The organism is Halomonas sp. KM072 (assembly GCF_050710315.1).
Classification (GTDB): Bacteria; Pseudomonadota; Gammaproteobacteria; order Pseudomonadales; family Halomonadaceae; genus Vreelandella; species Vreelandella hamiltonii.
In genome coordinates this window covers 1920796-1943117 of record NZ_CP136132.1, presented here as the reverse complement: position 1 = coordinate 1943117, position 22322 = coordinate 1920796, and the positions used below count along the sequence as shown (strand labels likewise).

Annotated in this window: 19 protein-coding genes and 5 tRNA genes; 11 read left to right on the top strand and 13 right to left on the bottom strand. The window is 59.2% G+C overall.

From position 1 onward, the window contains the following. Positions 1–12 precede the first annotated feature (12 nt). Complete coding sequence (gene miaB, locus RVM26_RS09140) at positions 13–1356, bottom strand: tRNA (N6-isopentenyl adenosine(37)-C2)-methylthiotransferase MiaB (RefSeq protein ID WP_039181090.1); 1344 nt, start codon at positions 1354–1356, stop codon at positions 13–15. A gap of 188 nt (positions 1357–1544) precedes the next feature. On the opposite strand from miaB, the gene RVM26_RS09135 reads away from it, so the two are divergent. From RVM26_RS09135 to RVM26_RS09120, 4 genes are all read left to right on the top strand, one after another. After that, positions 1545–1620: transfer RNA gene (locus tag RVM26_RS09135), tRNA-Asn, on the top strand. Positions 1621–1706: 86 nt separating this feature from the next. After that, positions 1707–1782: transfer RNA gene (locus RVM26_RS09130), tRNA-Asn, on the top strand. 38 nt (positions 1783–1820) lie between these two features. Further along, positions 1821–1896, top strand: a tRNA-Asn gene (locus tag RVM26_RS09125). 284 nt (positions 1897–2180) lie between these two features. Further along, positions 2181–2477 (top strand): metalloregulator ArsR/SmtB family transcription factor, encoded by a 297-nt coding sequence (locus RVM26_RS09120; RefSeq protein ID WP_498941722.1) that lies wholly within the window; start codon positions 2181–2183, stop codon positions 2475–2477. Between the two features lie 154 nt (positions 2478–2631). Here the strand turns inward: RVM26_RS09120 and RVM26_RS09115 are convergent, their stop codons facing one another. Next, entirely contained in the window at positions 2632–4713 is a 2082-nt protein-coding gene (locus RVM26_RS09115; RefSeq protein ID WP_498941690.1) for a carboxy terminal-processing peptidase, read from the bottom strand. 138 nt (positions 4714–4851) lie between these two features. On the opposite strand from RVM26_RS09115, the gene RVM26_RS09110 reads away from it, so the two are divergent. After that, on the top strand, positions 4852–6156 hold the full coding sequence (locus RVM26_RS09110) for a M18 family aminopeptidase (protein WP_286702145.1): 1305 nt from the start codon (positions 4852–4854) through the stop codon (positions 6154–6156). An 81-nt stretch (positions 6157–6237) separates the two neighbouring features. Here the strand turns inward: RVM26_RS09110 and RVM26_RS09105 are convergent. From RVM26_RS09105 to RVM26_RS09065, 9 genes are all read right to left on the bottom strand, one after another. After that, positions 6238–6314 (bottom strand) — tRNA-Met (locus RVM26_RS09105). A gap of 64 nt (positions 6315–6378) precedes the next feature. Beyond that, entirely contained in the window at positions 6379–7470 is a 1092-nt protein-coding gene (gene ychF / locus RVM26_RS09100) for a redox-regulated ATPase YchF (protein WP_058577613.1), read from the bottom strand. Positions 7471–7575: 105 nt separating this feature from the next. Beyond that, entirely contained in the window at positions 7576–8157 is a 582-nt protein-coding gene (pth, locus tag RVM26_RS09095; RefSeq protein WP_498941689.1) for an aminoacyl-tRNA hydrolase, read from the bottom strand. 190 nt (positions 8158–8347) lie between these two features. After that, a complete protein-coding gene (locus RVM26_RS09090) occupies positions 8348–8983 on the bottom strand; it encodes a 50S ribosomal protein L25/general stress protein Ctc (protein WP_498941688.1) in 636 nt (211 codons plus the stop codon). A 96-nt stretch (positions 8984–9079) separates the two neighbouring features. Then, a complete protein-coding gene (locus tag RVM26_RS09085) occupies positions 9080–10021 on the bottom strand; it encodes a ribose-phosphate pyrophosphokinase (RefSeq protein WP_172416021.1) in 942 nt (313 codons plus the stop codon). A 59-nt stretch (positions 10022–10080) separates the two neighbouring features. Continuing rightward, a tRNA-Gln gene (locus RVM26_RS09080) sits at positions 10081–10155 on the bottom strand. Between the two features lie 30 nt (positions 10156–10185). After that, positions 10186–11046, bottom strand: a complete 861-nt coding sequence (ispE, locus tag RVM26_RS09075; RefSeq protein ID WP_058577614.1) for a 4-(cytidine 5'-diphospho)-2-C-methyl-D-erythritol kinase — start codon at positions 11044–11046, stop codon at positions 10186–10188. Between the two features lie 59 nt (positions 11047–11105). Continuing rightward, a complete protein-coding gene (gene lolB, locus RVM26_RS09070) occupies positions 11106–11765 on the bottom strand; it encodes an outer membrane lipoprotein LolB (protein ID WP_498941687.1) in 660 nt (219 codons plus the stop codon). A gap of 45 nt (positions 11766–11810) precedes the next feature. After that, complete coding sequence (locus RVM26_RS09065) at positions 11811–13478, bottom strand: tetratricopeptide repeat protein (RefSeq protein WP_498941686.1); 1668 nt, start codon at positions 13476–13478, stop codon at positions 11811–11813. A gap of 348 nt (positions 13479–13826) precedes the next feature. Between RVM26_RS09065 and hemA the strand changes: the two genes are divergently transcribed. The 5 genes from hemA to RVM26_RS09040 are packed head-to-tail and all read left to right on the top strand — an operon-like array spanning position 13827 to position 18376. Further along, positions 13827–15137 (top strand): glutamyl-tRNA reductase, encoded by a 1311-nt coding sequence (gene hemA, locus RVM26_RS09060; RefSeq protein WP_498941685.1) that lies wholly within the window; start codon positions 13827–13829, stop codon positions 15135–15137. After that, positions 15134–16222 carry a peptide chain release factor 1 gene (gene prfA / locus RVM26_RS09055; protein ID WP_058577618.1) on the top strand — a complete coding sequence of 363 codons (1089 nt, stop codon included), beginning with the start codon at positions 15134–15136 and terminating at the stop codon, positions 16220–16222. The genes hemA and prfA overlap by 4 nt, the downstream gene beginning before the upstream one ends. Further along, complete coding sequence (gene prmC / locus RVM26_RS09050) at positions 16222–17085, top strand: HemK/PrmC family methyltransferase (protein WP_498941684.1); 864 nt, start codon at positions 16222–16224, stop codon at positions 17083–17085. Before prfA ends, prmC begins: the two co-directional genes overlap by 1 nt. Positions 17086–17115: 30 nt before the next feature. Beyond that, a complete protein-coding gene (locus tag RVM26_RS09045) occupies positions 17116–17616 on the top strand; it encodes an Lrp/AsnC ligand binding domain-containing protein (protein ID WP_044628221.1) in 501 nt (166 codons plus the stop codon). Between the two features lie 4 nt (positions 17617–17620). Beyond that, entirely contained in the window at positions 17621–18376 is a 756-nt protein-coding gene (locus tag RVM26_RS09040; protein WP_044628220.1) for a HesA/MoeB/ThiF family protein, read from the top strand. Between the two features lie 103 nt (positions 18377–18479). On the opposite strand, the gene ahpF is transcribed toward RVM26_RS09040, so the two are convergent. Both ahpF and ahpC read right to left on the bottom strand, forming a co-directional pair. Beyond that, positions 18480–20036, bottom strand: a complete 1557-nt coding sequence (ahpF, locus tag RVM26_RS09035; protein ID WP_498941683.1) for an alkyl hydroperoxide reductase subunit F — start codon at positions 20034–20036, stop codon at positions 18480–18482. A 187-nt stretch (positions 20037–20223) separates the two neighbouring features. After that, positions 20224–20787 carry an alkyl hydroperoxide reductase subunit C gene (gene ahpC / locus RVM26_RS09030; RefSeq protein WP_081137576.1) on the bottom strand — a complete coding sequence of 188 codons (564 nt, stop codon included), beginning with the start codon at positions 20785–20787 and terminating at the stop codon, positions 20224–20226. A 361-nt stretch (positions 20788–21148) separates the two neighbouring features. Between ahpC and RVM26_RS09025 the strand changes: the two genes are divergently transcribed. After that, entirely contained in the window at positions 21149–22252 is a 1104-nt protein-coding gene (locus tag RVM26_RS09025) for a polyamine ABC transporter substrate-binding protein (protein WP_498941682.1), read from the top strand. Positions 22253–22322: the final 70 nt, after the last annotated feature.

Below are 22322 nucleotides of genomic sequence, written 5' to 3'. Positions count from 1 at the left end.
ATAAGAGAAGGCTCAATAACGCTCGGCGGAGGCCAGTTCACCACGCAGCGAGTTGGGCAGCGCTTCGGTGATCTCGACATCGACGAAGTAGCCAATCAGCTCGGTGGGGTTGGCAGCACGGAAATTGACGACCCGGTTGTTCTCGGTGCGCCCGGAGAGTTGGCCGGGGTCCTTGGGCGAGAACCCGGTCACCAGAATGCGCTGGGTAGAGCCCACCATACGGCGGCTGATTTGCGCCGCCTGCTGCAGGATGCGCTCCTGCAGAATGGCCAGGCGCTGCTTCTTGACGCTTTCCGGCGTGTCGTCGGGCAGGCCCGAGGCGGGGGTGCCAGGGCGTGCCGAGTAGACGAAGCTGAAGGAGTGGTCGAAGCCAATGCGATGGATCAAGTCCATGGTGGCTTCGAAATCCTCTTCGGTCTCGCCGGGGAAGCCGATGATGAAGTCGGAGGAGAAGCTGATGTCCGGTCGGTTGGCGCGGATGCGCTCCATCTTCTCGATGTACTCTTCCGCCGTATGGCCGCGCTTCATGGCGCTCAGGATGCGGTCGGAACCAGACTGTACCGGCAGGTGCAGGTGGCTCACCAGCTCCGGGATGTCGGCAAAGGCATCGACCAGGCTATCGGTGAACTCCACCGGGTGCGAAGTGGTGAAGCGGATACGGTCGATACCGTCCACGGCGGCAATGCAGGCGATCAGTTCGGCCAGGTCGATCTCGTCGCCATCCTCATTGTCGCCGCGATAGGCGTTGACGTTCTGGCCCAGCAGGTTGATTTCCCGTACGCCCTGGTCGGCCAGGTGGATGACCTCATCCATGACGTCTTCGAAGGGGCGCGAGACCTCTTCGCCGCGGGTGTAGGGCACCACGCAGAAAGTGCAGTACTTGGAGCAGCCTTCCATCACCGATACGAACGCCGTGGCGCCATCCGACTTGGGCTGGGGCAGGTGGTCGAACTTCTCGATTTCCGGGAAGGTGACATCCACTGCCGCAATCTGGTTGTTCTTGCGGGCGTCGAGCATCTGGGGAACACGATGCAGGGTTTGCGGCCCGAAGATCATGTCCACGTAAGGTGCGCGCTTGCGCAGCGCTTCGCCTTCCTGGCTGGCCACGCAGCCACCTACGCCAATGACCAGTTCCGGGTTGGCGTCCTTGAGCTTCTTCCAACGGCCCAGTTGATGGTAGACCTTGTCCTGTGCCTTTTCACGAATCGAGCAGGTGTTCAGCAGAATGACGTCCGCTTCCTTCTCGTTGTCGGTGAGTTCCAGCTGATGGGATTCGCCGAGTAGGTCTGCCATCCGAGAGGAGTCGTACTCGTTCATTTGGCAGCCGTGCGTTTTGATGAAGAGCTTCTTCGCCATCGGTACCTGTCGTCTATGGGTCGTCTTTCTGAAGAGACGAGGGATGAATGAAAAAATCGTTGGGCAGTCGCCTGCCGCTGAATGGCTGCATTATACGGACACACCGAACCAGCGGCTAGCACTGCACTTGTAATCGAGACTTGACCCGCGCGTTTCTATCAGTATACTACGCACCGTGTTTGAGCAGTTCCTCGATAGCTCAGTTGGTAGAGCAAATGACTGTTAATCATTGGGTCGCAGGTTCGAGTCCTGCTCGAGGAGCCAAACACCAACCCGAACTCTCGGCAAATGACTGAAAAGTTAACAGGTTGGCAAGGGTTCTCGCTCAAGCGCAATAGCGATGCAGATGTTCCTCGATAGCTCAGTTGGTAGAGCAAATGACTGTTAATCATTGGGTCGCAGGTTCGAGTCCTGCTCGAGGAGCCACATCGCTGTTCTGCTATTATTGCCGTTGAGGTAAACGTTCCCCGATAGCTCAGTTGGTAGAGCAAATGACTGTTAATCATTGGGTCGCAGGTTCGAGTCCTGCTCGGGGAGCCATTTCATTTCTTCGCGTATTGTCGATCTAGCCGATCAATTCTCCTCCCTTCCGTAGTCCGCAGTATTCCCTCTTTCTCTATCTCTAATGCCTATCAAGCGCTAGTGCATTCAAGGCCTTGTTGCGTCCGTTGCGTTGGCTCGGGGCGTTTAATGATGCCCTGTCGCCAGCTTTTTCGGTAGCATGAGCATCAGAACGATAACGAACGTTGGAGAAGTGCGTGAAGGATGCAACTGGCTTGCAGGCGCTGCAGGTCTTTAAATGTTTGAGCGACGAGACACGCTTGATGCTGGTACTGATGATCGCCCAGGAGCGGTCGCTGTGCGTATGTGAAATGACGTATGCGCTCGAGGAGTCGCAGCCCAAGGTGTCGCGTCACTTGGCCCAGTTGCGCCAGTGTGGTCTGCTGATCGACCAGCGTGAAGGGCAGTGGGTGTACTATCATCTTGCGCCACGGCTGCCTGCATGGGCCATGGCCATCATCGAGGCGGGGGCAAAAGGCAGCGAAGTGCAGCTGGCTGGCTTGACGAAGCGTCTGTTGAAGATGGGCGATCGGCCAGCTCGGCGTGCGGCCTTGTGCTGACGGGGTGGGTGGCTCCATCAACGGTGGTGTTATCGATTCGTTCATATGGCAAAACGCCAGCCCAAGGGCTGGCGTTTTGCATGGAGCGTTCTGTGCGGGTCGTTTTGCTTGGACAGGCAGCCCCATCGCCGTCAGGCGTCGGGGCAGGGGCTGCTCAGCGGCGGGCCATGCGCTGGGCTTTTTCCAGGTGTGCGTAATCGAGTAGTACTTCGGCAGCTTCCAGCACATGAGCGCGGTCGACGGGAACGGATTCGTCGCTCTCGGTGTCGGCCTCGTCATCCTGTGTGCCGTCGCTGCGGGCATCCATCCACTCTTCCAGCTCTGGGAGACCCAGTGCGCGGCGGCGCTGGTTTTCCAGTGAGAGCTGTTCGGCTTCTTGGGCTTCTAGCTCGCGTTGGCGCTGCTCCCGGTTCAGGCTGACGCTGGTGTGCTGTTCACGCAATTGGCGGGCCAGGGTGGACTGGCGCTCCAGGTAGCGGAAATTGGGGTTACCCTTGGCGCGCTCCTCATGTAGCGAGATGAGGGTAGGCAGGACCGTTTCCGGCGAGCCGTAGCGACGATACTGAACGTTCTGCACGGTGTCCCAGGGAAGGGCGTTGTCCAGGCTGCTCTCCCCAATGCGCTCGGGGTCGATCAGGCTGGGGAAGGCGATGTCCGGCTCTACGCCGCGATTCTGGGTGCTGTCGCCAGAGATGCGGTAGAACTTGGCGCGTGTCAGCTTGATCTGGCCGTGGCTCAGGTCGTTGAGGGTCTGTACCGTGCCTTTGCCAAAGGTAGAGGCGCCCACCACGATGCCGCGGCCATAGTCCTGAATGGCGCCCGCGAAGATCTCGGAGGCCGATGCCGACAGGCGGTTGACCAGAACGGTCAGGGGGCCGTCGTAGACCGTGCCTGCTTCGGTGTCGCCGTAGAGCTGGATGCGGCCCTGGGCGTCACGCACTTGTACCGTGGGGCCGCGATCGATGAACAGGCCGATCAGCGAGTTGGCTTCCTGGAGGGCGCCGCCGCCGTTATTGCGCAGGTCGAGCACGATGCCTTCCACACCCTCTTTCTTGAGGTTGTCGATCTCTCGGGCTACGTCACGGGTGGTGCTGCGGTACTCTTCTTCTCCTGCCTGCCAGGCATCGAAGTCGACGTAGAAGGTCGGTACGGTGATGACGCCGATACGGTGCGGCTCGCCATCGCGCATGACTTCAATAACTTCGCCCTTGGCGGCCTGGTCTTCCAGGCTAACGGTGTCGCGGGTGATTTCCACGATTTGCGAGCGGGTCATGTCCACCGCCTGAGCAGGCACGACGTCCAGGCGAACCACCGAGCCTTTGGGGCCGCGAATCAAATCGACCACGTTGTCCAGGCGCATGCCCACCACGTTGACCATCTCGCCATCTTCCTGGCCTACCGCAATGATGCGGTCAGCGGGCTCCAGCACTCCGGCGCGGTCGGCGGGGCCGCCGGGTACCAGGCTGGAGACCTTGACGTATTCACCGTCGGCTTGCAGCAGGGCACCAATGCCTTCCAGCGAAAGGCTCATCTGAATGTCGAAGGACTCGCCCTGGCGGGGCGACAGGTAGCCTGTGTGCGGGTCGATGGTGCTGGACACTGCGGCCATCAGCAGGCCGAAAACGTCTTCCGATTCGGTCTGGCCCAGGCGGGTCAATTGGCCTTCGTAGCGCTGGCGCAGGTTATTCTCGATCTGCTCGTCGTCTTGACCGGTGAGTGCCAGGGTCAAGGCGTCGTTCTTGAGGCGCTTGCGCCACAGTTCATCGAGTTCACTTTCACGACTGGCCCAGGGGGCGCTTTCACGATCCACTTCCAGGCGTTCGTCGCTTTCGAACTCCAGCGAGAGGCCTTCGTCCAGGCGTGCCAGCAGCCACTCCAGGCGAGAAGTGTGGCGCTCGCTCAGGCGGTTGTAGAGTGCAAAGGCATCGTCGAGTTCTCCTTCGAACAGCGCCTCGGCCATATCGTTTTCCAGATGACGATAGGGTTCAATATCACGGTTGAGCAAATAGGCACGCTGACCATCGAGTATGTCCAGGTAGCGCTGGAAAGCCTCCTCGGACCACTGCTGGTCAAAATTAATGTTCGCGTAGTGGCCATAGCGGAGCGAATCCGCAATTTCTACGGCCGCTTGGCGTTGTTCGTCTGTCGGCGCCAGTTGCGCCATCGCTGCCGGGCTGGTCATCACCAGCATGACAGCAAGGGCGACCGAGCGCGAAAGCGTTGCAAACAAGCTCATCAGTCAAGCTCTCCCGGATTTGTGTACACTCATTCTTCCCTAGACACGCAGTTAGCCCATGAGTTGCGTAGGCCGAGGGAGCATTGTAGCAGGTCATTTCCCCTGTGAGACTCAATCATTACTGTTATGAGGAATTCCATGTCCGAGGCTTTCAACGCGGAACGTTTAACGCGGCTGTGCGATTTTCTGCAGCAGTCGCCCACGCCATGGCATGCGACTCAACGCATGGTCGAGCGTTTGGAGCAGGCGGGCTTTGCGCGCCTGGAAGAGACCGCGAACTGGCAGTTGTCGCCAGGAAAGCGTTACTACGTGACGCGCAACGACTCGTCGGTGATCGCGTTTCAGCTGCCCGCTGGCAAGGTGACCAGCCTGCGCATGCTGGGTGCTCACACCGATAGTCCAGGGCTGCGCTTGAAGCCCAACGCCACCCAATATTCAGCAGGTTGGCTGCAGTTGGGCGTGCAGGTTTACGGCGGCGTGCTGTTGGCCCCCTGGTTTGACCGAGATTTGGGCTTGGCGGGCCGCGTTCACGTGCGCCATGCCGATGGTCGCTTGGAGAGCGTGCTGCTCAACGTGGCGCGTCCGATTGCGATGATTCCGAGCTTGGCGATCCATATGGACCGCGATGTAAATGCGGGGCGCTCGATCAATCCGCAAACACAGATGGCGCCGGTGCTGATGCAGAGCGATACCGCCAAGCTGCACGAACTGCTGGGGCAGTGGCTGGAAGAGCAGCATGGCCTACGCGCGGTCGAGGTGGTGGATTTCGAGTTGGGTTTTTACGACGTTCAGCCGCCATCACTGGTCGGGCTGCGCAAGGAGCTGCTGGCCAGCGCGCGGCTGGATAACCTACTGTCGTGCTTCGTGGGCCTGGAAGCGCTGCTGGAAAGCGATGGTAGCCAGGGCGCGCTGCTGGTGGCGAATGACCATGAGGAGGTGGGTAGTGCCAGCGCGTGCGGTGCCCAGGGGCCGTTCTTGAGCGACGTGCTGAAACGCTTGAATGCCCAGGTGGGCGGTGGCAGCGAGGAGTCGTTGATCCAGCTGATTCAATCGTCGCTGATGATTTCCTGCGATAACGCCCACGCGCTGCATCCAAACTTCCGCGACAAACACGATGAACGCCACGGTCCGGCCATTAACGGCGGCCCGGTGATCAAGGTGAACGCCAGCCAGCGCTACGCTACCAATAGCGTCACCGGCGCGCTGTTCCGGGACGTGTGTCGCGAAGCAGATGTGCCCGTACAGTCGTTCGTCACACGGGCGGATATGGGCTGTGGCAGCACCATAGGGCCGATTACCGCCACGGAAGTGGGCGTGCCGACTATCGACGTCGGGTTGCCCCAGTGGGCGATGCACTCGATTCGTGAAACGTCCGGTACGCGAGATGTGGATTACCTGACGCGGGCGCTGACGGTGTTCCTGAACCGCCCGACGCTCTCCTGAGCTAACCAAGAAAAGTCTAGAAACGAAAAAGCCCGCTGACTGAGTCAGCGGGCTTCTGCTATTGCTAGCGGTATTCGGTGTTGGTGGCTACGCCCTGATTTGAACAGGGGACCCCATCATTATGAGTGATGTGCTCTAACCAGCTGAGCTACGTAGCCGTTCAACGGGTGCGAATATTACCCAGGGGTACGCCGCCCGTCAAGCATTTGTTTCTTTTCTCGCTTATACATTGAAGCGGAAGTGGATCACGTCGCCATCTTTGACGATGTAGTCTTTACCTTCCAAGCGCCATTTGCCGTTATCTTTGGCACCTTGCTCGCCGCCCAGCGTGATGTAGTCGTCATAGGCGATGACTTCAGCGCGGATAAAGCCTTTCTGGAAATCGGTGTGAATCACACCGGCGGCCTCGGGTGCGCTAGCGCCCTGTTTCACGGTCCAGGCGCGCACCTCTTTCACACCGGCGGTGAAGTAGGTTTGCAGGCCAAGCAGGGCGTAGCCCGCGCGAATTACGCGGTCTAAGCCCGGCTCTTCCATGCCCATTTCGGAGAGGAACATGCTGCGCTCTTCGTCTTCGAGCTCGGCAATTTCGGCTTCTAACTGGTTGCACACCGGTACGACGACTGCACCTTCTTCGGCGGCGATCTCTTTGACGATATCCAGGTAGGGGTTGTTCTCAAAGCCATCTTCATTGACGTTAGCAATGTACATAGTGGGCTTGAGGGTCAAAAAGCCAAAGCTTTTTACCTGACGTTTTTCGTCGTCATCCAGGCCAAAGCTGCGCAGCGGCTGGCCTTCGGCAAGATGCGGCAGGATTTTGTCCAGCACGGCTTTGGTGGCAATGGCGTCTTTATCACCGCCTTTCACTGAGCGCAGTAGGCGCTGGCTGGCTTTCTCGACGGTGTCTAGGTCGGCCAAGGCGAGCTCAAGATTGATGGTCTCGATGTCGGCGCGGGGATCTACTTGGTTGGCGACGTGGATCACGTTGTCGTTATCGAAGCAGCGCACCACGTGGGCAATGGCTTGGGTTTCACGAATGTTGGCCAGGAACTTATTGCCCAGGCCTTCACCTTTGGAGGCACCCGCCACGAGGCCTGCGATATCCACAAACTCCATGGTGGTGGGCAGCACTTTCTCAGGCTTTACGATGGCCGCTAGCGCATCCAGGCGTGGGTCTGGCATCGGGACGATGCCAACGTTGGGTTCGATGGTGCAGAACGGGAAGTTCTCTGCATCAATCCCTGACTTCGTCAACGCATTGAACAGCGTGGATTTGCCTACGTTGGGTAGGCCGACAATACCGCAGTTAAAGCCCATAAGTAACTTCCTGGCCGCTAGGGCGGCGCTACCAATAAAGCGCCTGCCAAGTGTGAAAAAAAGCGCGTGCGTAACGCGTAGGGAATATGTGCTGAAAACGTGCTGCTATTTTACGCTATGTAGGCGGTTCATGGCTTTAGCCCAGTCGCCGGAAAGCGCAAGCGGAAGCGTGGCTAGGCACTCATCCAACGAGCGCTCAATGGCTTCTTGCTCGGCTTTGCCAGGGCGGCCTAGTACATAGTTCACTACTTGGCGCGCCTCGCCGGGATGGCCGATGCCAATCCGCAGCCGATGAAACTGATTTTGGTTGCCAAGGGCGCTGATAATATCCCGCAGCCCGTTGTGGCCGCCGTGCCCGCCGCCGGTTTTATAGCGTGACTGCCCAGGGGGGAGGTCAAGCTCATCGTGAGCGACCAGCAGGTTCTCTGGAGTGAGCTTGAAGAACTGGGTCAGCGCAGCCACCGCAGCGCCGCTGCGGTTCATGAAGGTGGTGGGGTTGAGCAGGTGCAGCTCATGGTCACCCACGCGGGCTTTGGCGTATAGCCCTAAAAACTTTTTCTCAGGACGCAGTTCGGTGTGGGCGCTGTGTGCAATGGCGTCCACTAGCCAAAAGCCCGCATTATGGCGGGTGGCGTCGTATTCTGCGCCTGGGTTGCCCAGTCCTATAATGGCCGTTACCTGGCTCATTTACCCACCTCCAACGGTTCTGGAAGATATGTCGTTGACTCACTGGCAGCTGCTTTGCAGATAAGCAGGGTAGCGCCACGCTGCAAAAAAAAATCAAGCGCCGAAGCGCTTGATTTTAACATCCTTGGGCCATGCGGGCATGGCCCAGGCGGCACTGGTCAGCATACGCTGGCAGCACCTTTAGCAAGGCTTACTCGGCGCTGGCTTCTGCGTCGCCTTCGCCTTCTTCTTCGTCACCGCCACGTACTTTCACTTTGGTGATGCTCAGAATGGCGTTGTCGTGCTCTTCACCGTGGGCCAGGTCAACAGAAGTGACGCCAGCCGGCAGGGTCAGGTCAGACAGGTGCAGGGTAGTACCCAGCTCAACGTTGCTGATGTCCACTTCCAGGAAGTCCGGAAGGTCTTTCGGCAAGCAGCTGATGGCGACTTCGTTAGCCAGGACGTGCAGTTCGCCGCCTTGGTCTTTGATACCTACACACTTCTCTTCGTTCACCACGTGCAGCGGCACGTTCATGGTGATTTCGTGAGTAGCATCAACACGCAGGAAGTCAGCGTGGGTCAGCAGCGGCTTGAACGGGTGACGTTGCAGGTCACGAACAACCACTTGCTCTTCTTTACCGTCGATCACCAGTTTGATGACAGAGGAGAAGAAGGCCTCGTCTTCAATCGCTTTGTAGAACGCAGTTTTTTCTACAGAGATAGACTGAGCGCCTTTCTCACCACCGTATACAACGGCCGGTACTTGTTGGTTCGCACGACGCAGGCGGCGGCTCGCACCTTTCCCCAGGTCGTTACGAACGCTGGCTTGCAGGATAAAATCAGACATGGAATTTGCCTCTTGGTTTAAGTAAGGAAACGCCGCCGTCCGCGACCAGACGACGACGTTTCCAGGGCCCCAGTTGGGGGCTTATAACGTCAGGCGTTAGTGGAACATCGCGCTGACGGATTCTTCGTTGCTGACGCGGCGAATCGCTTCCGCAATCAAGCCAGCAACGCTCAACTGGCGAATCTTTCCGCTACGACGCGCATGGTCGGCGAGCGGAATGGTGTCGGTCACGACAACCTCGTCCAGTACAGAGTTGGTGATGTTGTCGACCGCAGGGCCGGACAAAATCGGATGCGTAGCATACGCGACGACGCGCGCAGCGCCGTGGTCTTTCAGCGCTTCACCGGCTTTACACAGTGTGCCAGCGGTATCAATCATGTCATCGACGACCACACAAGTGCGGCCTTCGATTTCACCGATAATGTGCATCACCTGCGCCTGGTTGGCCTGGGGGCGACGCTTGTCAATGATAGCCAAATCAGCATTCAGCTGTTTGGCGATGGCACGGGCACGCACAACGCCGCCAACATCGGGGGAAACAACCACGAGATCGTCGTAGTTTTGACGCTCGATGTCGTCCAGCAGGATCGGTGAGCCGTACACGTTATCAACCGGTACGTCGAAGAAACCTTGAATTTGGTCGGCGTGCAGGTCCATGGTCATTACGCGATCAACGCCTGCTTTCACCATCATATCCGCCACAACTTTTGCTGAGATGGGAACGCGGGCGGAGCGTACACGACGGTCCTGGCGGGCATAACCAAAGTAGGGAACCACTGCCGTAATACGGGCAGCCGAGGCGCGACGCAGAGCGTCGACCATCAGGATCAGTTCCATCAGGTTGTCGTTCGTGGGGGCACAGGTGGATTGCAGGATGAAGACATCCTTACCACGCACGTTCTCATTGATCTCGACCGCGATTTCGCCGTCGCTAAATTGACCCACCGTGGCGTTACCCATACGGCTGTCTAAGCTCTCGGCAATCTTTTGAGCGAGTTCGGGATTGGCGTTCCCGGTGAAAACCATCAATTTTGACACGCGCAGCCACCTTTGCAGTGTTGGGGATCAGGGGAGAAAACGCAGATCAACATTAGAATTGGCTGGGGTACCAGGATTCGAACCTGGGAATGCCGATACCAAAAACCGGTGCCTTACCACTTGGCGATACCCCAGCAATAACCTAATGCGATGACCGGGCGCTTTCAGCAGCCCAGAGCATCTTGTAGGGGAGAGGTGTTAAGTCCGCGCGCGACCCATGCTTGCCAGCGCTGATTAGCCAGTTCAGCCACCGTTTGCGCAGCCTCTTGTGACTCAAAAGCTGCAAACAAACAGGCGCCAGTGCCCGTCAGCCGACTAGGTGCGTGCTGCGCGAGCCAGTCAAGTGCTTCCGCGATACGCGGGTAGCGTTTTTTGACGGTAGCTTCGCAGTCATTACGCCACTCGGCCACTCCCCCCTGCAGTGCGCGCGCCATAGTAATGGGGAGGCTGTCGCGTGTCAATTCCGGGTCTTGGAAGATTGCGGGGGTTGAGACGCTAATGCCTGGGTGGATGACCACAAACCACGGGGTGTCGAGGGTCGCGGGCGTTAATTTCTCGCCCACGCCTTCGGCCCAGGCGCTTTTGCCTAAAACGAAGACGGGTACATCGGCACCTAGCGCTAAGCCCAGCTCTGCTAGGGTGGCATCGCTGAGCCCAAGCTGCCAGAGCTGATTGAGTCCTTTAAGTACGGTGGCCGCGTTGGAGCTGCCGCCACCCAGGCCGCCGCCCATGGGCAGGTGCTTCTCAATTGATATAGAAGCACCAAGGTGGGTGCCGCTGGCCTGCTGCAACCGCTTTGCTGCACGCACAATAAGGTTGTCATCGTGCGCTACACCATCCATCGATGTGGTCAGTTCGATAACGCCGTCTTGGCGCAGGTTGAAGCTTAGATAATCGCAGAGGTCGATAATCTGAAACAGCGTCTGCAGTTCGTGGTAGCCGTCTTGACGGCGGCCCACAATATGCAGCATGCGGTTTAACTTGGCTGGGGCGGGTAGAGTGAGTGTGCGGGGTGTTGCGGGCATGCCGGTTCTCTATTGGCTAAACGTATGAAAGAGGGCCGGCGCTTGCCAGCCCGAGCGCTCTATTCGGAGGCCTGCCACTGATTAACTACCAGGGTAATGCGTACATCGCCGTAGTTCATGACCAAGCGGCGCGGTAGCCACATACCTTCAGCCTGCTCCCAGTCACGGTAGTCAATTTCCCAGCCGTCTTGTTGAAGGTGGCTCGGGAAGCCGAGTTCGTCAGTTTCGAGCTGGTAGCTGGCGTGGTCGCCGGGCAGGCCGCGCACCCAGTCAGGCATGGCGCGCACTGGCAACGACCAGCCAAGCTGCTCTTCCATTAAGGCTTCCGGGGTTTCTGCTTCAAAACGGCCTTCACTGGTGGTCAGTGAGAAGCGACCCTCGCGGCCTTCCAGTACGCTGCGTCCGCCGCCAAAGGGACCGCTGATCAGCATCCGGAAGTAGAACGGTGTCTGGTTCCAGTCGAGGTTGGCACTGATGTTTTCCTGGGGGGTGCGCAAGCCCGCTTTGCCCACCAGCGTCCAGCTGTCGAAGTCTTCGACCTGCGCCTGCTGGCGTTCCCACTGGCCTGCCTGGCGACCGCTTTCGTCGACTGGCGCCTGGCTGGCACAGCCTGCCAGGGTCAAGAGGGCGAGGGCGGCCACCCATAGGCGAGTAGTGGGCAGTACACCAGGCAAGCGGCGGCGTGTCGGACGAGCAGAGGGAAATGACGTAGTCAACATTAGAAGCTCCATGTCAGTAGGGTCTGGATCCAGAAGAGTGCACTATTAGGGCGTGCTGGCGGGCGTTAGTTCAGGATGCCGTTCCAGCAGTTCGTCTATTTGGGGGTGATGGTCGGCACGCCGCATGGCTCGGGCGATGGCTTGACGCGCTTCGTCGCTGCGCCCCAAGGCATGCAGCACTTCGGCCAAGTGGGCGGATACTTCCTGATCGGGGAGTCGCGAATAGGCGCTTTCCAGCCACGCCAGGGCGTCATCCAGTTTGCCCAGTCGGAAGTATACCCAGCCCAGGCTATCCATGATGGCCGGGTTGTCGGGATCGACTTCATAGGCGCGCTCGATCAGGTCCCGGGCTTCTTCCAGGCGCTCGGTGATGTTCAGGTCGGCCAGGGTATAGCCCAGCGCATTCAGGGCATCGGGGTTGTTGGGCTCGGTGAGCAGGATCTGCTGCAGGTCGCGCTCCATGGCTGCCAGGTCGCCCATCTCCCAACCACGCATGGCACGCAGGTACAGCAGTCGCGTGTCGTCGGGCGTGCGGGTGATTTCTCGGTCCAGCAGGGCGCTTGCCTCTTGCTCCATGGCGAGATCGTCCAGCAGCTGCACTTCGAGCAGTACCAGATCGCCAAAGTAGGTGTCGTGGCGCATGCGCTCGATGCGTAGGAAGGCGCGCGCGTCCAGCAGGCGGTCGTCGTCGATCAGCATGCGAGCGGCGGCTGCTCGCGCAGGCAGGAACTCGGTGCCATCGCGCACCTGGCGGTAATAGAGCAGGGCGTTGTCGATATCGCCCTGAGATTGTGCAATGGCGCCCAGCAGAAAGTAGGCAATATTGGGAATTCTGTCCTGGCCGATCAGAGGCTGCAGCAGCCGATAGGCGGGCTCACTGTGGCCCTCTTCGAGATAGAGCTGAGCCAGGGCGATGCGCAGTTCCTGATTGCCGCCGTGGGTTTCCAGCAGGGCGTTGGTCTGGGTTTCGGCGGCGGTAATGTTGTTGAGGCGGATTTCGGCCTGGGCCAGCATGAGAATGAAGCGCACGTCATCGGGTGACAGGCTCAGCCCTTGCTGGGCCGCCCGCTGAGCTGCGCGGTGGTCGCCGCTTTCCAGCGCCAGGCGTGCCTTGGCCAGCCACAGTGCTGCGGACTCGGGCTCGCGCTGCTCGACCAGGTCGAGGTGCTGCTGAGCGGTTTGTGTCTCGCCCAGGGCGGCTTCGATGAGCGCGGTGCCCAGCAGCACATCGCTGTAGGAGTCGCGCTCGGCAGCAACCGGTTGCGCCAGATAGGTGCGTAACGGCTGTACCAGGACATTGAGCGGCGCTTCTTCTGCCACCGCAAGCTCGGCGAAACTCGATATGTCGCCGTAGCCGCCCGATTCGGCAATCACCAGCCGCTGTTCCAGGCTGTCCAGCCAGTCACCGCGCTGCAGTGACAGGGCGGCCAGCAGCCGATTGGGCGTTTCCGCGGTGGGCGACAGCTCGCGCCAGCGTAGCGCAGATGCTTCCATCAACGCGGCGTCGTTGCCAAAGCGTGCTGCAAAGGTGGCACGCTCGGCCAGCCCGGGCGCGCTGTAGCGCTGGGCGGCTTCCAGGTAGCCACGGCTTGCATAACGATAGTCGCCGCGCTGGCCAGCCAGCTCGGCGGCCAGCAGCGTGCTGAGCCCTGCCGCATCCAGGCCGCGTGTGACCGGCGGGGCCGTCAGCATGGGGTCGCGGCTAGCGCTCATGAACCCGCGATCTGGAAGCGTGGAGGACAGCTGACAGCCGCTCAACAGCAGCGTCGCGGCCAGCGGTAACAGAGGGAGACCCGATAGTGCTCGGGACAAACCCGGAAGTATTGCGCGGTGGGGCATGCGTATCTCGATCAAGTGGCCGAGTATTCAGCATAGCGGCTTGGCTGCCTGCGGCAAAGTGGTGTGCGCCAGAACATGCAGTGTTGTGATAGAATGTTCCACCTTGAAAGCGGGCCGAGTCAGCACAATTCACCCGTTAAAGCTGCCTTGTTCGGCTCCTCTCCAAGCGATAACGACGAACAGTGACGTGACGACCGATCTACTAGCGAAGACGCAGACCGCATGACGCTTCTTGCCTTGGGAATTAATCATCGTACTGCCAGCGTGGCCGTGCGTGAGCAGGTGGCCTTTACGCCGACGCAGCTGGAAAGCGCGTTGGCTGAACTGCGTGGCCTGCCACATATCCACGAAGCTGCGGTGCTTTCGACGTGTAATCGCACGGAACTCTACTGTGTGACGGATGCCGCCGGTGAGCAGATTGTGCTGGACTGGCTGGGTCGTTTTCATAATTTACGCGTTGAAGAGCTCTCCCGCTGCGCCTACCACTACCACGACAACGACGCTGCTCGTCATTTGATGCGCGTGGCTGTGGGGTTGGACTCCATGGTGTTGGGTGAGCCGCAAATACTGGGCCAGTTAAAAGATGCTTATCAGCAAGCGCGTCAGGCCAAGGGCCTGGGTGGCGAGCTGGAGCGTCTTTTTCAGCACACCTTCGCCGTGGCCAAGCAGGTGCGCACCGAAACGGGTATCGGCAAGAACCCCGTGTCGGTGGCTTACGCGGCGGTCAGCATGGCCAGCCGTATCTTCGATGATTTCAGTCGTGCACGGGCGCTTTTGATCGGTGCCGGAGAAACCATCGAGTTGGTGGCGCGCCATCTGCATGAGGCGGGCGTGCGTCAGCTCACCGTGGCCAACCGTACCCGGGAGCGTGCCGAACAGGTGTCTGCGGCGCTGGGCGGGTCGGCCATCACCCTGCCCGAGATTCCGGATGCACTGGAGCATGCCGATATCGTGATCTCGTCCACGGCTTCCCCGCTGCCGATTCTGGGCAAGGGGATGGTCGAGCGTGCCCTGAAGAAGCGTCGCCATCGTCCCGTGTTTATGGTCGATATCGCCGTACCGCGGGATATCGAGCCACAGGTGGGTGAGCTGGCCGATGTGTTTCTCTATACCGTGGATGACTTGGAAGAGGTCATCGAAGAGAATCGCCGCCATCGCCAAGTGGCTGCCGACCAGGCCGAGTCGCTGATTGAACACGGCGTCGGCAGCTGGCAGCATGAGCGCCGCATTCGCAATGGCGGCGAAGTGATTCGAAATTATCGTCGTCATGGCGAAGCGCTGCGCGATCAAGCGCGGGAGCAGGCGCTTGAGCGTTTGGCAAAAGGCGAAGACCCGGTAAAAGTGGTTGAGCGCCTAGCGCATCAGCTAGCCAGCCGCCTAATGCATCAGCCAACGCTCACCATTCGCGAAGCGGCCTCTCAGGAAAACCACGATTTGCTTAGCGCCGCGCCGCGCCTGCTGCTACCGCCGAAGCCCGCCTTTGAGCAGCCTGCGCCCCCGGTAAAACGCCAGAAGGATGATACGCCCGCATGAAAGAGACTTTGCGTCAACGTTTAGACAGCTTCTCCGACCGGTTTGAAGAGCTGGCCATGCTGCTGTCCGATCCTGAGGTGATCAACAATCAGCAGCGCTTTCGCGACTACTCTCGCGAGTACTCGGAGCTGGAAGAACTGGTCGCCGCCTGGAAGCGCTACCTTGAGGTGGAAAACAGCATTGCCGAAGCCGAGCAGCTAAGCCGCGACAGTGACCCGGAGATGCGCGAGTTGGCGGAGATGGAAATCCTCGATGGTCGCGAGCAGTTGGAGACTCTCGACGTTGAGCTCAAGCGCCTGCTGATTCCGAAAGACCCGGACGACGGTCGCGGTGTCTTCTTGGAAGTGCGCGCGGGCACGGGTGGTGATGAAGCGGCCATCTTTGCGGGTGATCTCTTCCGCATGTACTCCCGCTATGCGGAAAAGCGCGGCTGGCGCGTAGAAATTGTTAGCGCTAGCCACGGCGAGCAGGGCGGTTATAAAGAAGTCATTTCCCGCGTGAAGGGCGACGGCGTCTATGCCCGCCTCAAGTTCGAGTCTGGCGCTCATCGGGTACAGCGCGTACCGGCGACCGAATCCCAGGGCCGAATCCACACCTCCGCTTGTACCGTTGCGGTGATGCCTGAAGTGGATGAGGTGGGGGATATTGATATTAACCCTGCGGATTTGCGGGTTGATACCTACCGTTCAAGCGGTGCCGGTGGTCAGCACGTTAACACCACAGATTCCGCGATCCGTATTACCCACCTGCCTACCGGCGTGGTGGTGGAGTGTCAGGAAGAGCGAAGCCAGCACAAGAACCGCGCCAAAGCGATGTCGCTGCTGGCCGCCAAGCTCAAGCGCAACGCGGTGGATTCCCAGCGCCAGGAGCAGGCCGATGCCCGCCGCTCGCTGGTAGGGTCTGGTGACCGCAGTGAGCGTATCCGCACTTACAACTTCCCTCAGGGGCGCATTACCGATCACCGCATTAACCTGACGCTGTATAAGCTGACCGAAGTAGTGAGCGGCGAGCAGTTGGACGACGTGATCGAGCCGCTGATTCATGAGTACCAAGCGGAACAGCTTTCGGCGCTGCAGGACGCTTAATGACGTTCGACGCTTTGCTGAAGAACGCTGCCCAGCGGCTGCAGCTGGCAGGCTCGCCGTCGCCTCGCGTAGATGCCGAGGTGCTGATGGAGTTCGCTACTGGCCGCAGCCGCACATGGCTCTATACCTGGGGCGATAGCGAATGCCCGACTTGGGAGCATGCCCGCTTTGACGCGCTAATTGCCGCCCGCGCCCAGGGCCAGCCGGTGGCCTATTTAACCGGAGAGCGTGAGTTTTGGGGGCTGCCGCTGGCTACCTCTCCCACGACGCTGATTCCCCGTCCCGATACCGAAACCCTGGTAGAGGCCGCGCTAGCGCGAGCAGGCACGCCAACCGGCAGGCTGCTTGACCTGGGTACGGGCACCGGGGCCATCGCGCTGGCCTTTGCCAGTGAAAAGCCGGATTGGCAGGTGGTCGGGGTGGATGTTCGCCCAGAGGCGGTGGCGCTGGCGGCTGACAATGCCCGTACACTTAATATCACTAACGCTACGTTCCTGGTCAGCGATTGGTTCAGCGCTTTCACGCTTTCTTCTCCTAGTGCGTCCTCACCTGGTTCAACATTTGAGATTATTGTTAGTAATCCGCCCTATATTGCCGCCGATGACCCGCATTTGGGCCAAGGCGATGTGCGCTTTGAGCCACGCTCGGCGCTGGTGGCCGAGGCCGATGGTATGGCGGATCTGCTGCACTTGATTACCACCGCGCAGGCATTTCTCTCGCCCGGCGGCTGGCTGGTGCTGGAGCACGGCTATCAGCAGGCTCCCAGTGTGCGCCAAGCGCTAAAGCTGGCGGGCTATCAAAGCGTTGAAAGCGTGCAAGACATGGGCGGCCATGAACGGGTTACCCTGGGGTACCTCGAATAACTGCCTGATTCATCAGTATTGGATCCTGCCATGAAACCAAAAAATAGAACGCTGGACCGTATCGACCTGAAAATTTTGCGTTGCCTGCAAGAGAACGCACGCATTTCCTATGTAGACCTTGCCTCTGAAGTTGGTTTATCCACAACCCCTTGCCTAGAGCGGGTGAAGCGCTTGGAGCGTGCGGGCATTATCCGCGGCTACCAAGCCATTCTTGACCCCAGAGCGCTCAAGGCGAATTTACTGGTGTTTGTTGAAATTAGCCTGGAAACCCAGTCGCCCGCCGTATTCGACGAGTTCCGCCGCGCGGTGGAGAAGCTGCCGCAGATTCAGGAGTGCCATCTGGTCTCTGGGCAGTTTGACTACATCTTGAAGTGCCGCATTCCTGAGATGGCCGCGTATCGTCAGCTATTAGGCGATGTGGTGCTGACATTACCGGGCGTGAAAGAGTCGAAAAGCTACGTGGTGATGGAGGAGGTGAAGGAGAGCTTCAGCCTGCACATCCCCGACTTTGAGGAATTTGAGGATAAGTAACGCGATGATGGACGATCAGGCGCTGCTGCGCTATAGCCGCCAAATCATGCTGCCTGAGGTGGACATTGAAGGGCAGGAGCGCTTGCACGCTGCCCATGCGCTGATTATCGGTGCCGGTGGGCTGGGCTCGCCGGTGGCGCTCTATCTGGCGGCGGCTGGTGTAGGAAACATTACCATCGCCGATGCTGACCATGTCGAGCTAACCAATCTGCAGCGCCAAATTGCCCATCAGCAGGCAAGCCTGGGGGTGAACAAAGCGCGCTCCGCGAAGGAGAGCATGCAGGCGCTTAACCCAGAGTGCCACGTTGTGGTCTTTGAGCAGCATGCAGAAGGTGAAGCGCTCACCGCCCTGGTGGCCTCGGCCGATGTGGTGTTGGACTGCACCGACCGTTTTTCCAGCCGCTATGCCATCAATGCCGCCTCCCAACAGGCAGGCGTACCGCTGATTTCCGGCGCGGCGATTCGTTTTTCGGGCCAGTTGGCGGTGTTTGACCCGCGTGATGACGCGTGTCCCTGCTACGCCTGTTTATACCCGCCAGGGGATAGTGAGGATGAGGCGCTGAGCTGTGCAGAGAGCGGTGTCATGGCCCCGCTAGTGGGGCTAATTGGCTGCTTCCAGGCGGTAGAGGCATTTAAGCTGCTAAGCGGCGCAGGGAGTGCACATCAGGGGTTATCTACGTTTGATGGCTTAAGCGGCCAGTGGCGCCATTTTCAGGTGCCAAGAGACCCGGCGTGCCCGGTGTGTAGCGCTCGCACATAAAAAAAGCCCGCAGGGAGGCGGGCGCGACGTCACGGTCTTCACGTCAAAGGGAACGAACTCAGTAGGGCGGCGCTGCCGCCCTATCAGCCAGTCATCTAGCAGATTAGTTACGAATCAGATAATCGAAGGCACCCAGTGACGCTTTGGCACCTTCACCCATCGCAATAATGATCTGCTTGTAGGGCACGGTGGTGACATCGCCAGCGGCGAACACGCCGGGCACCGAGGTCATACCGTGGGCATCGACGATGATCTCGCCACGGGGTGACATTTCAATTGGCGAGCCTTTCAGCCACTCGGTGTTAGGCACCAGGCCAATCTGTACAAAGATGCCTTCCAACGCGATGCTCTTCACTTCATCGGTGTTGCGGTCTTTGTAAGTCAGGCCGTTAACGCGGCTGCCGTCGCCGGTCACTTCGGTGGTTTGGGCATTTAGCACGATGTCGACGTTAGGCAGGCTCTTCAGCTTCTTCTGCAGTACCGCGTCGGCGCGCATTTCACCCATAAACTCAACCAGCGTTACGTGGCCGACGATGCCAGCCAAGTCGATAGCGGCTTCAACGCCGGAGTTACCGCCACCAATCACCGCGACACGCTTGCCTTTGAACAGCGGGCCGTCGCAGTGGGGGCAGTAGGCAACACCTTTGTTGCGGTACTCTTGCTCGCCGGGCACGTTCATTTCACGCCAGCGGGCACCGGTGGCCAGTACCAGGGTCTTGCTTTTCAGCTTGGCGCCGGATTCGAAGGTCACTTCGTGCAGGCCACCTTCGGTTTCTGCTGCTTTGAAGGCGGTGGCACGCTGCAGGTTCATGACGTCCACTTCGTACTGCTTGACGTGCTCTTCCAGGGCGCTGACCAGCTTGGGACCTTCGGTATGGGTCACGGAGATGAAGTTCTCGATCCCCATGGTATCGGCCACCTGACCACCGAAGCGCTCGGCGGCAACGCCGGTATTGATGCCCTTGCGCGCAGAGTAGATAGCCGCCGAGGCGCCCGCCGGGCCGCCGCCGATGACCAGCGTGTCGAAGGCTGCCTTGTCATTCAGTTTCTTGGCTTCACGCTCGGCTGCACCGGTATCCACCTTGGCCAGGATCTGCTCCAGCGTCATGCGACCCTGGTCGAAGGGCTTGCCGTTGAGGTAGATGCTGGGCACCGACATGATTTCGCGGGCCTCGACTTCCTCCTGGAACAGGGCGCCGTCGATGGCGACGTGGCGCACCTTGGGGTTGAAGATGGCCATCAGGTTCAGCGCCTGGACGACGTCCGGGCAGTTCTGGCAGGAGAGCGAGTAGTAGGTCTCGAACAGCATCTCGCTGTCCAGCGCCTTGATCTGATCGAGCTGCTCTTGCGACGTTTTGGGCGGGTGTCCACCGACCTGCAGCAACGCCAGTACCAGCGACGTGAATTCGTGGCCCATGGGAATGCCCGCAAACACGACACCTGTCTCTTCACCGGCACGGTTGAGAGCAAAGGAGGGCTTGCGCGCATCCTGGCCGTCGGTTTTGAGGGTGATCTGAGTGCTCAGGCTGCTGATGTCTTCCAGCAGGCCCAGCAGCTCGCGTGACTTGGCACCGTCATCGAGGGACGCAACGATCTCGAAGGGCTGAGTCACTTTTTCCAGATACGCTTTCAATTGATTCTTTAAATTGGCGTCCAGCATGACAGTGGTTCCTCGTAGTCAGCAGTAGAACGTTCTCGACCAGGCACGCCAGCCTTGGGTATGCGATAAGGAGCAAGCGTGTGGGAAAACAGGGATGCATTAACAGGGTGCTGAAAAAAAGACACCCGGGACATGCCCGGGTGTGATGCTGCCGACCGACACGCGCCGGGTCGGCAGCGGTAGGCGTTTAGATCTTGCCTACGAGGTCCAGAGACGGGGCCAAGGTCTCTTCGCCTTCTTTCCATTTGGCCGGGCACACTTCGTTCGGGTTGGCGCGAACGTACTGGGCAGCCTTGACCTTGCGCAGCAGCTCTTCGGCGTTACGGCCGATGTTGCCCGCGTTGATTTCGACGATCTGGATCTTGCCGTCGGGGTCGACAACGAAAGTGCCGCGCTCGGCCAGGCCAGCTTCTTCGATCAGTACTTCGAAGTTGCGTGAAATTTGCAGGGTCGGATCGGCAATCATCGGGTACTGCAGCTTACCAATGGTCTCGGAGCTGTCGTGCCAGGCCTTGTGGGTGAAGTGGGTGTCGGTGGAGACGCTGTAGATCTCGACGCCCAGCTTCTTGAACTCTTCGTAGTTGTCGGCCAGATCACCAAGCTCCGTGGGGCATACGAAGGTGAAGTCAGCGGGGTAGAAGAAGAACACTGACCACTGACCTTTCAGATCCGCTTCAGTAACGTCAACGAACTCGCCGTTCAGGTAAGCAGTCGCTTTAAACGGTTTTACTTCGGTATTGATCAAAGACATTGAAAACATCTCCGCTGTGAGTGAATGGTGGTTGGAAAAGTTGCTGGCCATACTAGCGAACTGCGACTAATAGCTAAAATTGGAAAAAATGATATTGCCAATAGCCAGGGTCTATAGCTTGCCTGCGCCCTTGGATGTGGGGTCACCAACAGGGTAATGCAAGAATTTTTCACTTGGACTTGCGATGGACGTCGCTGCGCCGCAAAATTCGCACGGTCAGGAGAATGGCCTAAGCTGTTTCTCAGCAGCGGCAAATGAGTCAAAGAGGTATCGGCGTCAGCGCTAACCGTTGCCAAGCTCGGTGCGCCTGTTCGACGGGCACTTTCAAGACAAGTGGACTTTCGAGATAAGGAGTAGCTAGATGGGGAATATCCCAAAACGTTCAGTGGCCGTTACGGCAATCGCTTTTGCCGTAGCGGCCACCGCTGCCCACGCCAATGAAGTGCGGGTATACAACTGGTCCGACTACATTGCGCCGGAAACGCTGGAGAAATTCACCGAGCGCACCGGTATCTCCGTGACCTACGATGTCTACGACAGTAACGAGATCCTCGATGCGGCGCTGCTGTCTGGCCGCTCGGGCTACGATGTCGTCGTGCCCTCCAACTACTACTTTACTCGTCAGGCCAGGGCAGGTGTGTTCCAGCCGCTCGATCACGAGCAACTGCCCAATTTCGAAAACCTCAATCCGGAGTTGATGGCCAACCTGGAAGCCATCGACGAGGGCAGCCAGTACTCCATCCCCTACATGTGGGGCACCAATGGCATTGGCTACAATGTCGAGCGAGTGAAGGAAATTCTCGGCGACGATGCCCCGGTAGATAGCTGGGCACTGCTCTTCGACCCTGAAATTACCGCGGCTCTGCATGCGGCCGGTTGCGGTATCTCCATGATGGACTCGGCGGACGAAATGCTCTCGCCTGCCATTGCTTACTCGGGCGGCGACCCGCTGAGCGAGAACCTGGATGACATCGAAGCCGCTGGCCAAGTGATCGCGGCCGTGCGCAACCATGTCACTTACTTCCACTCCTCGCGCTATATCTCTGACCTGGCCAATGGTGAGATCTGTGTCGCCGCAGGCTACTCGGGAGACGTGTTCCAGGCAGCAGACCGAGCTGAAGAAGCAGGTCGCGAATTCACCATCGCTTACAGCATCCCGAAGGAAGGCGCTGCGCTGTGGTTCGACATGATGGCCGTGCCTGCCGATGCGCCTAACCCCGAGAACGCTCATGCGTTCATCAATTTTATTCTCGACCCGGAAATTGCCGCCGAGATCAGCGAGTACGTCAGCTACGCCAACCCCAACCTGGCCGCTAACGAGTTCCTGTCCGAGGAGCTGCTGAATGACCCTGCGGTTTACCCGAATGCAGACGTCATGCAGAACCTGTACGTTCAGGCGGAAAAGCCGCAGGACGTGCTGCGTGCGCGCACTCGTATCTGGAACCGCGTCAAGTCTGGTCGCTAAACCGACCCTTGTCTGACAGCGAGCCGGGCAGTTGCCTGGCTCGCTGTTCGTCTTTTATCGCCCGGCTTCT

What these genes read in the sequence shown, in the direction of transcription:
- RVM26_RS09040 (WP_044628220.1), top strand. Translation starts at nt 17,621, where the DNA reads ATGATGGACGATCAGGCGCTGCTGCGCTATAGCCGCCAAATCATGCTG.
- RVM26_RS09120 (WP_498941722.1), top strand. Translation starts at nt 2,181, where the DNA reads ATGCTGGTACTGATGATCGCCCAGGAGCGGTCGCTGTGCGTATGTGAA.
- hemA (WP_498941685.1), top strand. Translation starts at nt 13,827, where the DNA reads ATGACGCTTCTTGCCTTGGGAATTAATCATCGTACTGCCAGCGTGGCC.
- RVM26_RS09115 (WP_498941690.1), bottom strand. Translation starts at nt 4,713, where the DNA reads ATGAGCTTGTTTGCAACGCTTTCGCGCTCGGTCGCCCTTGCTGTCATG.
- miaB (WP_039181090.1), bottom strand. Translation starts at nt 1,356, where the DNA reads ATGGCGAAGAAGCTCTTCATCAAAACGCACGGCTGCCAAATGAACGAG.
- ispE (WP_058577614.1), bottom strand. Translation starts at nt 11,046, where the DNA reads ATGCCCGCAACACCCCGCACACTCACTCTACCCGCCCCAGCCAAGTTA.
- prmC (WP_498941684.1), top strand. Translation starts at nt 16,222, where the DNA reads ATGACGTTCGACGCTTTGCTGAAGAACGCTGCCCAGCGGCTGCAGCTG.
- prfA (WP_058577618.1), top strand. Translation starts at nt 15,134, where the DNA reads ATGAAAGAGACTTTGCGTCAACGTTTAGACAGCTTCTCCGACCGGTTT.
- ychF (WP_058577613.1), bottom strand. Translation starts at nt 7,470, where the DNA reads ATGGGCTTTAACTGCGGTATTGTCGGCCTACCCAACGTAGGCAAATCC.
- RVM26_RS09110 (WP_286702145.1), top strand. Translation starts at nt 4,852, where the DNA reads ATGTCCGAGGCTTTCAACGCGGAACGTTTAACGCGGCTGTGCGATTTT.
- ahpC (WP_081137576.1), bottom strand. Translation starts at nt 20,787, where the DNA reads ATGTCTTTGATCAATACCGAAGTAAAACCGTTTAAAGCGACTGCTTAC.
- lolB (WP_498941687.1), bottom strand. Translation starts at nt 11,765, where the DNA reads ATGTTGACTACGTCATTTCCCTCTGCTCGTCCGACACGCCGCCGCTTG.
- pth (WP_498941689.1), bottom strand. Translation starts at nt 8,157, where the DNA reads ATGAGCCAGGTAACGGCCATTATAGGACTGGGCAACCCAGGCGCAGAA.
- RVM26_RS09090 (WP_498941688.1), bottom strand. Translation starts at nt 8,983, where the DNA reads ATGTCTGATTTTATCCTGCAAGCCAGCGTTCGTAACGACCTGGGGAAA.
- ahpF (WP_498941683.1), bottom strand. Translation starts at nt 20,036, where the DNA reads ATGCTGGACGCCAATTTAAAGAATCAATTGAAAGCGTATCTGGAAAAA.
- RVM26_RS09025 (WP_498941682.1), top strand. Translation starts at nt 21,149, where the DNA reads ATGGGGAATATCCCAAAACGTTCAGTGGCCGTTACGGCAATCGCTTTT.
- RVM26_RS09065 (WP_498941686.1), bottom strand. Translation starts at nt 13,478, where the DNA reads ATGAGCGCTAGCCGCGACCCCATGCTGACGGCCCCGCCGGTCACACGC.
- RVM26_RS09045 (WP_044628221.1), top strand. Translation starts at nt 17,116, where the DNA reads ATGAAACCAAAAAATAGAACGCTGGACCGTATCGACCTGAAAATTTTG.